Origin of the sequence: Kocuria sp. CPCC 205260 (assembly GCF_040981045.1) — a bacterium.
Taxonomy (GTDB): Bacteria; Actinomycetota; Actinomycetes; order Actinomycetales; family Micrococcaceae; genus Kocuria; species Kocuria palustris.
The window spans coordinates 177,587-191,383 of the sequence record NZ_JAVKPT010000003.1 but is presented as its reverse complement, the minus strand read 5'-3'; the positions used below and the strand labels follow the sequence as shown (position 1 = coordinate 191,383).

General features: G+C 71.3%; 9 protein-coding genes. 1 reads left to right on the top strand and 8 read right to left on the bottom strand.

Features of this window, described 5'->3' with window-relative positions:
• Positions 1-20 precede the first annotated feature (20 nt).
• The 5 genes from RF645_RS08095 to alr form a co-directional block, all read right to left on the bottom strand.
• Positions 21-860 carry a polysaccharide lyase family protein gene (locus RF645_RS08095; protein ID WP_368818911.1) on the bottom strand — a complete coding sequence of 280 codons (840 nt, stop codon included), beginning with the start codon at positions 858-860 and terminating at the stop codon, positions 21-23.
• A complete protein-coding gene (locus RF645_RS08090) occupies positions 857-2,422 on the bottom strand; it encodes an alkaline phosphatase (protein ID WP_368818910.1) in 1,566 nt (521 codons plus the stop codon). Before RF645_RS08090 ends, RF645_RS08095 begins: the two co-directional genes overlap by 4 nt.
• Before the next feature lie 286 nt (positions 2,423-2,708).
• Positions 2,709-3,743 carry an amidohydrolase gene (locus tag RF645_RS08085; protein WP_368818909.1) on the bottom strand — a complete coding sequence of 345 codons (1,035 nt, stop codon included), beginning with the start codon at positions 3,741-3,743 and terminating at the stop codon, positions 2,709-2,711.
• A 131-nt stretch (positions 3,744-3,874) separates the two neighbouring features.
• Positions 3,875-4,474: a tRNA (adenosine(37)-N6)-threonylcarbamoyltransferase complex ATPase subunit type 1 TsaE gene (tsaE, locus tag RF645_RS08080; RefSeq protein WP_368818908.1), complete on the bottom strand. Its 600-nt coding sequence runs from the start codon at positions 4,472-4,474 to the stop codon at positions 3,875-3,877.
• Positions 4,467-5,792 (bottom strand): alanine racemase, encoded by a 1,326-nt coding sequence (gene alr / locus RF645_RS08075; RefSeq protein WP_368818907.1) that lies wholly within the window; start codon positions 5,790-5,792, stop codon positions 4,467-4,469. Before alr ends, tsaE begins: the two co-directional genes overlap by 8 nt.
• A gap of 51 nt (positions 5,793-5,843) precedes the next feature.
• On the opposite strand from alr, the gene RF645_RS08070 reads away from it, so the two are divergent.
• Positions 5,844-7,982 carry a phosphatase gene (locus RF645_RS08070; RefSeq protein ID WP_368818906.1) on the top strand — a complete coding sequence of 713 codons (2,139 nt, stop codon included), beginning with the start codon at positions 5,844-5,846 and terminating at the stop codon, positions 7,980-7,982.
• Positions 7,983-8,094: 112 nt separating this feature from the next.
• Here RF645_RS08070 and mgrA read toward each other — a convergent pair whose 3' ends face one another.
• The 3 genes from mgrA to treY form a co-directional block, all read right to left on the bottom strand.
• Positions 8,095-9,195: an L-glyceraldehyde 3-phosphate reductase gene (gene mgrA, locus RF645_RS08065; protein WP_368818905.1), complete on the bottom strand. Its 1,101-nt coding sequence runs from the start codon at positions 9,193-9,195 to the stop codon at positions 8,095-8,097.
• A gap of 133 nt (positions 9,196-9,328) precedes the next feature.
• Positions 9,329-11,209: a malto-oligosyltrehalose trehalohydrolase gene (gene treZ, locus RF645_RS08060; RefSeq protein WP_058871793.1), complete on the bottom strand. Its 1,881-nt coding sequence runs from the start codon at positions 11,207-11,209 to the stop codon at positions 9,329-9,331.
• Positions 11,210-11,289: 80 nt separating this feature from the next.
• Positions 11,290-13,761, bottom strand: a complete 2,472-nt coding sequence (gene treY, locus RF645_RS08055) for a malto-oligosyltrehalose synthase (protein WP_058871794.1) — start codon at positions 13,759-13,761, stop codon at positions 11,290-11,292.
• Between the last annotated feature and the right edge of the window lie 36 nt (positions 13,762-13,797).

The following is a 13,797-nucleotide window of genomic DNA, read 5'->3' as shown; positions in this document are numbered from 1 at the left end:
CCGCCGCCTCACGTCCCCGCTCAGCGCGCGAACAGGCCCAGAGCGTCCCAGGCCACCCAGCCGCCCTCGGCGAGGACGAACTCGACGGTGTTCTCACCGGCGCGCAGGGCCCCGGCCGGGAGCTCGAGCTCGTGGCGCGAGCGCTTGAGCGGCGAGCCGGTCGCCGTGGCATCGCCCTGCCGCGAGCCCTTGTTCGACCCCCGCGGCAGCTCGATGCCGCGCACCGACGTCCCGTTGACGGCGATGTCCAGCCTCCCGCCCAGCGAGGTCGTGTCCACGAGCCACAGCGCCAGATCAGTCGTGCCCGGGGCCTCGTCGAGCTCCACGACCCAGCGGACCCGATAGGACTTCCGGCCCGCCCAGGCGTCGCCGGGACCGGGCAGCAGGTACGGCCAGGCCTGACGGGGCTCGTCGTCGCCCTGGCGCAACTCGATGAGCGCCTGCGGGTAGGCCTTCGGGATCTTCGCGTAGTCCTTCGGGGCGAACTGCAGCTCGTGGGTCCTCCCGTCGAAGGAGCCGATCGCGGCCAGCTCCGTGCCGGTCTCGGTGACCGAGGCCTGCGAGGCTGCGATCAGCGGCCGGCTGGACAGGGACAGGCGCCCCGCATCGCTCACGGCGATGACCGTGAGGCTGTGCTGCTCCCCAGCGGGGTCCAGCCCGTCCAGCACGAAACGCGGGAAGACGGTCCGGCCCACCAGGTGCTCCGGGTCCGGCTCACGCCCCCTGCCCCGGGGTGCTCCCGAGTAGATCCGGTAGTGATCGATCAGCGGCTCCCAGGCCAGCGCCTGCCACCGCAGCTCGAGGCGGCCGATCCCCGCCTCGGCCTCGAGGCCCTGGACGGTCTGCGGGCGCGGGCTCATGCTCGGTCCTCTCCGGCCGGGGCGAGTCCCGGCTCTCCTGCTCGGGTGCTGAAGCGCGCCGAGAGCTCCTTGGGCGCTGTGTCATCGGCCTCGATCCAGGGCACGACCCAGAAGCTCGAGGTCATCTCCTGCGGGGTCAGCCGGACGTGGACGTAGCCGCGGCGCCCGTCGTAGTGGCGCACGTAGGGGTGGCGGGTCCAGTCCGCGGTGTGGGCATCGGTCTCGGATCCGTCCCCGTCGGAGGCCACCGACGTGCAGACCAGCTCGACGCCGATCGTCTCGGAGGACGGATCCGCGAAGTCCTCCTTGAGCTCGGCGGCCACGTGCTTGTGGATATCACCGGTGAGCATGACCGGGTTGGAGACCTCGGACATGGCCGCCATCAGGCGTCGGCGGGCTGCCGGATAGCCGTCCCACATGTCGGTGCGGTCCTCGGAGACGGCCGTGAGCACGACCCCGTTGGCCAGCACGTCCCAGGTCGCAGTGCTCTGCGACAGGCGGCCCTCGATCCAGGACTCCTGCTGGGCTCCCAGGATCGTTCGCTGCTCCCGGTTCTGCTCCTGGGCATCGGCAGGCTCCGGATCGCGGAACTGCCGCGAGTCCAGGAGGCTGAAGCGCGCCAGCGTGCCCACGTCGAAGCCGCTCGTGATGTCCGCGTCCGGGCCGGTGGGCAGGGCCTCGAGGTCCAGGGGCATGTTCTCGTAGAACGCCCGGTAGGCCACCGCGATCTGATGCTCGAAGTCCTCCGGGGACACGTCCTTGCCGGAGACCGCCGCGGCGTAGTTGTTCTGGACCTCGTGGTCGTCCCACACCGCCACGGCCGCCGCCCGTGCATGCACGGCCTGCAGGTGCGCATCCGACTTGAAGAGGCTGTAGCGCAGCCGGTACTGCTCGAGGGTCTCGATCTCCACCTCGTACGCCGGCGCGACGCTCGCGCCCTGGCGCCACAGGTTGTCCGCTGTGATCCCGTACTCGTAGATGTAGTCCCCCACGAAGACCACGAGGTCCAGGTCCTCCTCCTGGGCCAGGTGGCGGTGCGCGGTGAAGTGCCCGTGGTACCAGGCCTGGCAGGAGACCAGGCCGAAGGAGAACGCGTCGGTCTGCTGTCCCGGGGCCGGCAGGGTCCGGAACCGCCCCACCGGGCTGACCTCCTGGCCGGATCGGAACCGGTACCAGTACTGCGTGTCCGGAGCCAGCCCCTCCACGCGAGGATGCACGGAATGCGCCAGCTCGGGCTGGGCCAGGGCATTGCCCCGCCGCTCCACGCGGGTGAACTCCGGGTCCCGGGAGACTTCCCAGCGCACCGGCGCCGGCCGCAGCGGCATCCCTCCGTGCCCGTCCTCGGCCAGTGGGTCCGGGGCCAGACGCGTCCACAGCACGGCGCCGTCGGGGCGCGGTGCGCCGCTGGCGACTCCCAGCCCGAACGTCGCCCCGGCTACCTCCCCGGACTCGCTCGCCTCGGCAGGGGCGCTGATGCCCAGGGCGAGCGCGGTGCCGGTCAGGCCTCCGAGCTCCAGGAGCCGTCGTCGGTTCAGGGTGTGCGGGGCCGTGGTGGGTGACATGGGTCCTTCGTGGGGAGGGGGTTGCGGGGGAAGGCCCCACCGTCCCCGCCTCAGGTTTCCCGTACCCGAACTGGCGCTGAATGCCCCTGGACCTGCCGGTCACGAGTGATTGAAGACGTCGACGCATCGGCTGGGGCCGCTCAGATCGCGCGGGTCCCCGGGCCGTCCTCGCCTGCGCAGTGCCGTCGGCCGATCAGAGATTCCTCCACCCGGACGCTCGAGGCCGCAGCTTCGCATTCCCTCAGTGCTGAGGGACTGCGAAGCTGCGGCCTCGTCGGAGAGCGGGTCAGCCCAGCCAGGCCAGCGCGGCCGCCAGGTGCGCCTTGGTACCGGACTCGAGGGTCGGATCGATGTCCGGGTAGAAGTACGGCGAGTGGTTGGGGGCGATCTGGTCCGCGGGATCGTCGCTGGACTCGGCCCTCTCGAGGCGGCCCTTCGAGACGCCGCCGACCGTCCAGTAGGTGTAGGGGACGCCGAAGGCGCTCGGCACGATGCTGAAGTCCTCCGAGGCGGTCTGCGGACTCTGCTCGAACACGGCATCGCCGAACTGGGCGCGCAGGGCCTCGGTGACCTTGGCGCTGACGTCGTCGTCGTTGTCGGTGAGCGGGTACTGGTCGTAGTAGCGGAACTCGGGCTCCTGGGGGCAGCCGGCCGCCTCGCACTCGCCGCGCACGATCCGCTCCAGGGCGGTGATCATGGTGGAGCGGACATCCTCGTCGTAGGTGCGCATGTTCAGCAGCAGCGTGGCCGTGGCGGGGATGATGTTGGACGTGGACCCGGCCTGGATCGAGCCCACGGTCAGCACCGCGAACGACGACGGCGGGATCTCCCGGGACACCACCGTCTGCAGTCGCATCACGATCGTGGAGGCGAGCACCACCGGGTCCACGCTCAGGTGCGGCATGGAGCCGTGGGCGCCGGAGCCGTGCAGGGTGATCTCGATCGAATCGCCCGCCGAGAGGATGGGTCCCGCCTTGGTGCCGATGGTGCCGGCCTCATGGGTCATGACGTGCTGGCCCAGCACCACCTCGGGGGCGGGGACCTTCTCGATCAGGCCGCCGTCGACCATGGAGCGGGCGCCGGCGGCGATCTCCTCGCCGGGCTGGAACAGCGCGATGAACGTCCCGGACCATGCCTCCTGGCGCGCCGCCATCGCACCGGCAGCGCCCAGCAGCGCGGCCACATGCATGTCATGGCCGCAGGCGTGCATCAGCGGGACGGTGCGGCCGTCCTCGTCGGTGGTCGTCTCGGTGGAGGCGCAGTCCAGCCCTGTCCTCTCCTCGACCGGCAGGGCGTCGAAGACGGCGGACTGATCGCTCATGGGCTTCTCCTGGGGGCGGTTCCTCGACGCTGGTCGCTGCGCGCTGCCGGGGTCGCTGTGTGCTCCGACGCTGCTCCCGGCCGACGACGACGCCCGCCGGAGCACCCGCCCCGCGCACGGGCAGCGTGAGCTCAGTCTTGGTCGGCGAAGTCGTGCAGCGCATTCGGCACACGGTCCCAGCGTGGGCCGATGCCGCGCAGCCGCAGCGTCCGCGGCTCGTCGACGGCCGCAGCTTCGTCCTCGTCGTGGTCCGCGGCGAACTCCGCCAGCACGTCCGACAGCGAGCGCTGCCCTCCCTGCGGCCGCTCGATCTCGATCTCCAGCCGAGAGTCGCTGAGCCCCTCGACTTTGCCGCGCCCCCACTCGATGACCGTCACCCACTCGGCGAGGGTCTCCTCGAGGTCGATGTCCTCGACCTGGGCCGCATCGGCCAGCCGGTACGCGTCCACGTGCACGAGCCCCGGGGCGCCGGGACGGGGGCCGTGGGCGTCGTTCGGGTGGCGACGGGCCAGCACGAACGTGGGCGAGATGATCCCCTCCACCGCTCCCAGGCCGCGACCCAGGCCCTGCGTGAAGGTCGTCTTGCCGGCCCCGAGGGGGCCGTCCAGCAGGATCAGGTCACCGGCTCGCAGCTCGCGTCCCAGCCGCTCGGCCAGGCGCTGGGTCTCGATCGCCGAGCCGACCTGCACGGTGCGCTCCCAGCGCGGCGGGCGGCCGTCGGACTCAGTCATCGGCGCGGCCCTGGCCCGTCTCGGATGCGTTCGCCCGAGCGTGGGCCGCACGCTCCTGCGCCACCCGGTCGAACGCGAGGTCGGCGCGGGTGTCCACGTGCACCCGCTGCACGCGCGGGGAGATCCGGGTGATGATCTCGTAGTCGATCGTCCTGGCGGCCTCGGACCACTCGCGCACCGAGGGGGCGCCCTCGCCGCCGAAGAGGACCGCCTCCGCACCCAGCAGATGGCTCATGTCCTCCGTGGTCCGCAGGTCAACGACCATCTGGTCCATGGCGATCCGCCCGACGACCGGGTAGGTGCGGCCCTCGATCATGACCGGGGCCCCGGTGGCCACGCGCGGCACGCCGTCGCCGTAGCCCATGGGGATCAGCGCGAGGGTGGTCGCCTCGGAGGTGTGGTAGCTCAGCCCGTAGGACACCCCCTGGCCCGAGGGGACCCGCTTGATGTTGGCCACCGAAGTCCGCAGGGTCATGGCAGGCAGCAGCCCGAGCTCCTGGGCGCTGCGATCGGCGAACGGCGAGACGCCGTAGAGCCCCACGCCGGTGCGCACGATGTCCCCGCGCATGGTCTGCGGATCCGCGAGCGCACCCGGCTGCCCGAGCGACAGGGTCGCCGGCGTGTTCGCCAGGTGGGTGAACCGCGGGGCGAGCCCCGCCTCCCGTGCCTGCCGCACGGCGGCGGCGAAGGCCTCGACCTGCTCATCGGTCTCCGGGCGCTCGGGCTGATCGGCCACGGCCAGGTGGGAGAAGATCCCGTCGACGCGCAGCGCACCGCCTCGCTCCAGCCCGCGGACGGTCTCGAGGACCTGCGGCCACTGCGACAGCGCGAAGCCGTTGCGGCCCAGACCGGTGTCGACCTTGAGGTGGATCCGAGCCGTGCGCCCGATCCGCTGGGCCGTCGCGGCGATCTCGAAGAGCTCCGGACCGGAGACCCCCAGGGCGATGTCCCGCTGCAGCGCAGTCTCGAAGTCGGTGTCCACGGTGTGCAGCCAGGCCAGGATCGGGGCGCGGATCCCGGCCTCGCGCAGCTCGAGGGCCTCGCGCACATGCGCCACGCCCAGCCCGTGCGCCCCAGCGGCCAGCGCTGCACGGGCCACCGGCACCGCGCCGTGGCCGTAGGCGTCAGACTTCACCACGGCCATCAGGGCAGCCGGATGGGCGAGCTCGGCCAGCAGCCGCACGTTGTGGCGGATCGCGGCGAGGTCCACGACGGCGCTGCGCTCGGCAGCCGCGCCTGGGCGATGGACATCCTGCGCGACGAAAGCCGCGGCAGGCGGCTGGCTGCGGGTGTCAGGGGCTTGGGGATCGATGCTCACCGGACCATTGTGGCACCGTAGTCGCGCGCCCAGCGGCCCTAGAGTGTTCGCGTGCTCACCTCCGAAGATCCCTGCGCCGCTCCGACCGGTCCGTCGCAGAAGTGCCTGCGCATTGCGATGCTGTGCCTGCACACCTCTCCCCTGCGCCAGCCCGGCCAGGGAGATGCGGGCGGGATGAATGTCTACGTCCGGCACCTGGCGAGTGAGCTGGCCCGGCTCGGCCATGCGGTGGACCTGGTCACCTTGTGGCGCGACAGCGAGCACCCCGGGCAAGCCCGACCGGTGGAGACCGTCACGGCCCAGCCCGTCGGCGATCCGCCGGGGCTGCGGCTGGTGAGCGTGACTCTGCCCGAGACCGCGAGCGCGACCAAGGACGAGCTGCCGCGGCACCTGCCCGCCGTCGCCACGGCTCTGCGGACCGCCGCTGCGCAGCTGCTGCCCCGCCCCGATGTCCTCCACGGGCACTACTGGCTCTCCGGGGAGGTCGGCCGGGATCTGGCGCAGGACTGGGACATCCCGCTCGCGCTGACCCTGCACACCAGTGCCCGCGGCAAGAACGCGCAGGCGGCCGCCGGGGAGTCCCTCGAGCCGGAGGTCCGCGAGCGCGCCGAGCAACGCCTGATCCGCGAGACCTCTGCCCTGGTGGTCAACACCGCCGCCGAGGCCGAGCAGATGCGCGAGCTCTACGACGCCGACCCCGCCCGGACCCACGTGATCGCCCCGGGCGTGGACCTCGAGGTGTTCCGCCCGGACGGCCCGCAGCCTCCCCATGCTCCGTCCTCCGAGCCGCAGTCCGCTGCCCGCCAAGACCACGAGCCGGTGATCGGCTTCGCGGGGCGCCTGCAGCCGCTCAAGGGCCCGCAGGTCCTCCTGGAAGCCCTCGGCTTGCTGGCCGCCAACCGGCCGGCGTCGACCCCCCGCCTGCTGCTGGCCGGGGTGGGCGACGACGCCTTCACCGACTCCCTGCACAAGCAGGCCCTGGCCCTGGGCATCGAGGACCGGATCAAGTGGCTCGGCTCGCTGCCCGTGGCCGAGCTGGCCACAGCCATGCGCCGGGCGGACGTGTGGGCGGTGCCGTCGTCGTCCGAGACCTTTGGGCTGGTGGCCCTGGAGGCGCAGGCCTGCGGGACCCCGGTGCTCGCCTCGGATGCGGGCGGGCTGCGCTCGGCGGTCGACGACGGCCGCACCGGCTGGCTCGTCGGCCACCGCACGCCGGAGGCCTGGGCCGAAGCCCTGCGGTCTGCCTTGGGAGATCCCGCCGAGCTGGCTCGGCGAGGCCGGGCCGCCGCTGATCGCGCCCGCGGCTTCTCCTGGGCGGCCGCAGCACGGGCCCACGTCGAGCAGGTCTATGCCCCGTCGCAGAGGGGGATCACGCCCGGACCTACAGTGGCAGCCATGACGACTTCAGCGCTGAGCCCCCAGGACCTGGCAGATCACCTCGACCGATTCCACGCGACCGGCCCGGTGGCCACGCCCCGGCAGGCGAATCTGGCGAACATCCAGGGCTTCCTGGACTCCTCCGAACACCAGTACATGGGCGTCACCCCGACTCCGGGCACCACGTACGACGATGTCTTCCGCCTCATGGTCGAGCGCGTCGGCATCAGCGCCGACCCGTCCTTCACCGAGGGCGTGGACACGATCAGCGCCCAGCTGTGCGTGGCCGCGCTCGAGCGCTACGCCGCGGTGCTCGCCGACGCCGTGCGACCCGGCGCCACGATCTTCTTCGCCACGGCTCATCCCGCGGCCCTGCCTCCGATCTACTCCCGCCTGGCCGCGGCCGCCCGCGCGGCAGGTGCCGAGGTGCTGCACATGCACGGCGGCATCGCCTGGGACGACGGCCAGGTGCGGCAGGTCTCGGACGTGATGATGGTCGAGCAGTACGGCGGACTGCGGCACACGCACCGCCCGGAGCCGATGGAACTGGCTCTCGACCGGCTCGCCGAGCAGGCGGGCGATCCCTCGTTCCTGCCCGATCTGGTGGTCTCCGATCACGGCATGGCCGGGGCCGCCGGCTCCCGCGGGGCGCGGGTGATCGCGATCGCCGACTGCAATGACCCTGCCCCGTTCGTGGGCGAGCAGCAGGGCCTGATCGAGGTCGTCGTGCCGATGGACGACAACATCCCGCCCGAGGCCTACGCGCCGCTGACCGATTTCGTGCTCGAGCGCGCCGGGCTGCCGATCCGCTGAGCGTCCGGTCGCCGCAACGGGTGACGGCACGACGAAGGGGCGCCTCCGGACGGAGGCGTCCCTTCGTGCAGCCGAGCCGCTGACCGGCGCTCGTCCCGTCAGCGCTCCGCGATCACTCCTTGGTGGACTCGGTGGCCTTGGCCCAGATGTTCACCCCGGCGTCCCGAGCGAGCTCGTCGATGCGGGAGAGCTCGTCCTGGGAGAACTCGAGGTTCTCCACGGCCTTGGCGCTGTCGGCGATCTGCCGGGCCGAGGAGGCTCCCACCAGCGCGGAGGTGACCTGCCCGCCGTCCTGCGGGCGCAGGGTCCAGGCGATCGCCATCTGCGCCAGGGTCTGACCGCGCTGCTGAGCGATCTCGTTCAGCCCGCGGATGCGCTCGAGGTTCTCGTCCGTGAGCCAATCGGGGTTCAGGGACTTGGAGGCAGCAGCGCGCGAATCCTCCGGGATGCCGTTCAGATACTTGTCCGTGAGCATGCCCTGGGCCAGCGGGGTGAACACGATCGAGCCCATACCGGCCTCCCCCAGCACCTGCACCAGGTTCTTGCCGCCGGCCGGGCCGTCCGCGTTCTCGGAGGGCTCCTCGATCCAGCGGTTGAGCAGCGAGTACGACGGCTGGTGGATGACCAGCGGCGTGCCGAGCTCGCGCATGATCTGCTGGGCCTGGGCGGTGTCGTCGGCGCTGTAGGAGGAGATGCCCACGTGCAGCGCCCGGCCCGAGCGCACGATGCGGTCCAGGGTGCGCATGGTGTCCTCGATCGGGGTCTCCGGGTCCGGACGGTGGTGGTAGAAGATGTCCACGCGGTCCAGGCCCATGCGCTCGAGCGACTGATCCAGCGAGTCGATCAGGTACTTGCGCGAGCCGCCGAAGCCGTAGGGGCCCTGCCACATGTCCCAGCCGGCCTTGGAGGAGATCACGATCTCCTGGCGCAGGTCGGCGAAGTCCTCCTTGAGCACACGGCCGAAGTTCAGCTCGGCCGAGCCGTTGGGCGGGCCGTAGTTGTTGGCCAGGTCGAAGTGGGTGATGCCCGAGTCGAAGGCCTGGCGCAGGATCTGCTTCTGCGTGGCCATGGGCTTGTCATCGCCGAAGTTGTGCCACAGCCCCAGCGAGATCGCGGGCAGCTTCAGGCCCGAGGTCCCGAGCGTGCGGTAGGGCATGGACTCGTAGCGGTCCTCGGCGGGCGTCCAGCGGGTGTCATCTCCGTAGATCAGCATGTGCCCATCCTTCCACCGCCCGGCGACAGCGCAATGGGAGCAGCAGGACGCACCGCTTCGGAGCCGAAGCGGCCTCCGCTCCCTGGAGGAAGCGGAGGCCGCTGGATCATGGCGGACCGTCCAGCACAGCCTCTCAGGCCCTGAGCACCGCTGCGCCGCTGCCCTGGAGGCGGATGGACTCCCCGGCCGGCTCCTCGGCGCCGTGGCTCCACAGCACCGACGAAGCGGCACCGCCCAGCGGCACGTCCACGGCGTCGTCGCCGAAGTTGAAGGCTGCGGACACCGGGCCGCGGTGCAGCACGAGCCAGCGGCCGTCCTCATCGAACTCGGTGCGGATCGTCTCGAAGCCGCCGCGCAGCTCTGGGGTGCGTCGGCGCAGGTCGATCAGTTCCCGGTAGGCGGCGAGCACCTTCGCGTGATCGCCCTGCTCGCGCTCATGCCACTTCAGGATCGCCGAGTCGAAGGTCTCCTGCGCCTGGGGATCCGGGACGGAGTCCTCATCCCAGCCCATGCGCGCGAACTCGGCCTTGCGGCCGCTGCGCACGGCATCGGCCAGCTCGGGCTCCGGATGCGCGGTGAAGAACGGCCACGGGGTCGAGGCCGCCCACTCCTCGCCCTGGAAGATCATGGGCGTGTACGGCTGGGTCAGCAGCAGGGCCGCGGCCAGGATCAGGCGATCCGTGGACAGCGTCTGCGGGAAGCGGTCGCCGGTCGCCCGGTTGCCCACCTGATCGTGGTTCTGCGTGTAGGTCACGAACTGCCACGGCTTCTGCCGCTGCGGGTCGACGGGCCCCCCGTGGGAGCGACCGCGGAAGGACGAGAACGACCCGTCGTGGAAGAACGCGCCGGTCATCGACTTGGCGAGCGCGCCCAGGGAGGCGAAGTCCTCGTAGTAGCCCTGCGACTCCCCCGACAGCGCCCAGTGCGCGCCGTGGTGCCAGTCGTCGAGCCACTGACCGTCCATGCCCAGACCGTTGCGCTGCGTGTCCTCGACCATGCGGACGTCGTTGAGGTCCGACTCCGCGATCGTGAAGGCACGACGACGGGTGCGCTGCGAGGTCTCCGCCACACGGTCCGAGATCTGCTGGAGGATGTGGCGGGCGCGGGAGTCCTTGAGCGCGTGCACGGCGTCGATCCGGAAGCCGTCGATGTGGAAGTCTTCCTGCCACATGCGCACATTGTCGAGGATATGATCGCGCACCCCGTCGGAGCCGAAGTCATCCAGGTTGATCTGCTCTCCCCACGAGGAGGCACCGGCGGTGAAGACCTCGAAGAACTCGGGCAGGTAGTTCCCGGAGGGGCCCAGGTGGTTGTAGACGACGTCCAGCACGACGGCCAGGTTGCGCTCGTGGCAGGCATCCACGAAGCGCTGCAGGCCGATCGGCCCGCCGTACTCCTCCTGGGTCGTGTACCAGGCCACGCCGTCGTAGCCCCAGTTGCGCGAGCCGTTGAACCCGTTGACGGGCAGGACCTCGACGGCGTCGATGCCCAGCTCGGCGAGCGCATCCAGGTGCTCGATCGCGGCCTCGAAGGTGCCCTCCGGGGTGAAGGTGCCGATGTGCATCTCGTAGAGCACGGTGTCCTCGAGATCGGCCCCGCCCCAGTCGTGGTCGGTCCACTCGAAGTCGGCGGGGTCGTAGGTGCATGACAGCTCGTGCACGCCCTGAGGCTGGCGCATAGAGCGCGGATCCGGCAGCACGGCCGATTCGATTGTGCGCTCCTCGGGCGTGCCCGGGTCCAGGACCTTGGAGAGGATGTAGCCGTAGCGCACCGTCGTGGACGGCACGGACTCGGCGGCCTCGTCCGGCAGCGTCCACCAGCCCATGGGGCTGTGCTCGCCGGAGGCGTACTCGGGAGCCGGCTCCAGCCCGCGCGGGCTGTGCCCCGGCAGGTCGAGGGCCTTGATCATCTCGTGGTCCTGCCCGTCGATGCGCACGACGACACCCGCGGCATGCGGGGCAAAGACGTCGAAGCGATCCAGAGGGGCTCGGCCGTTTCCTGCGGAGTAGGACATGTCGTCCTCCGTTCTGCGGTGGGGAGACGATGCGTGCGCCCGCCTCGGAGAATGCTCGTTCGGTATGACGGTGGAACAGCTCAGTCGCGGACCAGCAGTGCGACAGGCAGCAGGTCGAGCACCTCCCCGACCAGCACGGTGCCGCTGAAGCTCCCACCGGTGAGGGCATCCTTCCACTGCCCGTCGGGCAGCACCAGGCTCGTCTCGCCCCAACCGCCGGCAGCCTCCAGCCCCACGGGAAGCCGCGTCGCCAGGGTCAGCGCACCGCCGCGGTCGAAAGCGAACAGGTGTTCTGCCTGCTCGCCCTCCGCCTGCAGCGGTGCATAGTCCGAGAACAGCTCCGGGCGGTCGCGGCGCAGACGCAGCGCGCGCGAGGTCACCAGCAGCTTGGCATCGCCGGTCTCGTCCACCGCGGGCACGGAATGCTCGCGCGCCACCGAGGGATCGTCGCGGCGCTCGTCGAGGGCGGCCAGTCGCTGCGCGATCTCGGCGTGGTCCACCGGGCAGCGGTTGTCCGGATCCACGAGCGCAGGAGCCCACTGCTCGGAGCCCTGGTAGACGTCCGGCACGCCGGGCACGGTGAGCTGGATCAGCTTCTGCGACAGCGCGTTCGACCAGCCCGGTGCCTGGACTCGACGCACGATGCCCTCCACCGTGCCGCGCACGGCCGGGTCCTCCAGCACCAGGTCGATCAGCCCGCTGAGATCTGCCTCGAAGGCCTCGTCGCCGTCGACCCATGCGGTCGCGGTCCCGGACTCGCGGGCGGCCTTCAGGGCGTAGTCCACGGCGCGTTCGCGGCTGATGGGCCAGGCCCCCACCATGGCCTGAAGCACCAGGTTCACCAGCGTGCGATCGGCCAGCGGACCGACGCCCCTGGCTTGGGCATCGCGCTCCACGGAGGCGAGCGCCACGGCCCACTCCTCCCCGATCTCGGCGAGCACGCTGATCCGCGCGCGCACCGACTCCGAGCGCTTGGTGTCGTGGGTGGACAGGGTCGTCATGGCCAGCGGCTCGTCGCGGTGACGACGCGCGAACTCGTCGTGGGCCTCCTGAGCGGACAGCGAGAACGACGACGGATCCCCGCCCACCTCGGTGAGCGAGGTGAGACGGGAGTAGCGGTAGAACGCACTGTCCTCCACGCCCTTGGCCATGACCATGCCGGAGGTCTGCTGGAAGCGTCGTGCCGCCGGAGTCAGCTCCGACTCGTCCTCGACCCCCAGCCCCAGGACCGGGCCCAGAGCGGTGAGCACCTCGGCCAGCTCCGGACGGGAGCCCTGCGAGGCCTCCAGCGCCTCGGCCAGGTGCTCCGAGCCCCACGGCAGGTAGGTGCGGTAGACGCCGAAGCAGCTGAGGACCTCGCTCAGGGCGTCCACCAGGGTCTCGTGCGAGACGCCCTCCAGGGCGGGCTCGACGGAGGCCTCGCGGGCCAGGCGCTCGACCTCGGCATGCAGGGACCCGTCCGTCACGGCCCGCTTGGTCCCGTGGATCATCCGCTCCCAGTCGCCCTCCTGAGCCTGCTCGGCGCTCGAGCCGGCGCGCAGGGAGGCGTCCAGAGCGGTCAGCGGGTACTCCCCGTCCGGGTCCACGAGCAGCCGGTCGATCACACCCAGGGCGTCGTAGCCCGTGGTGCCGGCCGTCAGGCCCTGCTCCAGCCATTCGCGCGGCAGCAGCTCCCCGGGCTCCAAAATCTTCTCGATCAGGGTGTAGCGCCCGCCGGTGAGCTCGGCCAGCCAGCCGAGGTACTGCGCGGGATCGCGCACCCCGTCCGGGTGATCGATGCGCAGCCCGTCCACCAGGCCCTCGTCGATCCAGCGACGGACCTCCACGTGCGAGTCCTCGAAGACCTGGCGGTCCTCGACCCTGATCCCCGCCAGGGTGGCGATCGTGAAGAAGCGGCGGTAGTTCAGGGCAGCATCCCCGCGTCGCCAGTTGACCAGCTCGTAGTTCTGCCGCTCGTGGATCATCCGGGCAGGCTCCGTGGCCCGGCCGTCGTCATCGAACATCGCCGTGCCCTCGGCCACCGGGTAGACGTTGTCGAAGTAGGTCAGCACCGGCTGCCCGTCGCGCAGCTCGACCTCGAGCTGCTCCAGCGCCTGGTCGGCCCGACCCGGGCGCGGAGTGCCGTCCTCGTCGGCGTCGTCGCCGAGCACCGGGATCATCACCCGGTCGCCGAAGGACTCCCAGTCGACGTCGAAGGCCTGCGCGTGCTCGGAGCCGCGTCCGTCGCGCAGCAGCGACCACCACCACGGGTTCTCCGGCGGGGAGGCCACGCCCTGGTGGTTAGGCACGATGTCCACCAGCACGCCCAGGTCCAGCTCGTGCGCCGAGCGGCAGAAGCGGTCGAAGGCATCCCTGCCCCCGCGGGCCGGGTCGACCTCGGTGGGATCGGCCACGTCGTAGCCGTGGTCCGAGCCGCCCACGGAGCGCAGGACCGGCGAGAGGTAGACCCAGTCCGCGCCGAGCGCCTGCAGGCGCTCGAGCTGCTCGGCTGCTGCGGTGAGGTCGAAGTCGGGGGTGATCTGGAGTCGGTAGGTCGAGGCGGGAATGCGCACGTGGTCTCCTCGTGTGCTGGTGCAGGAGCACCTCTC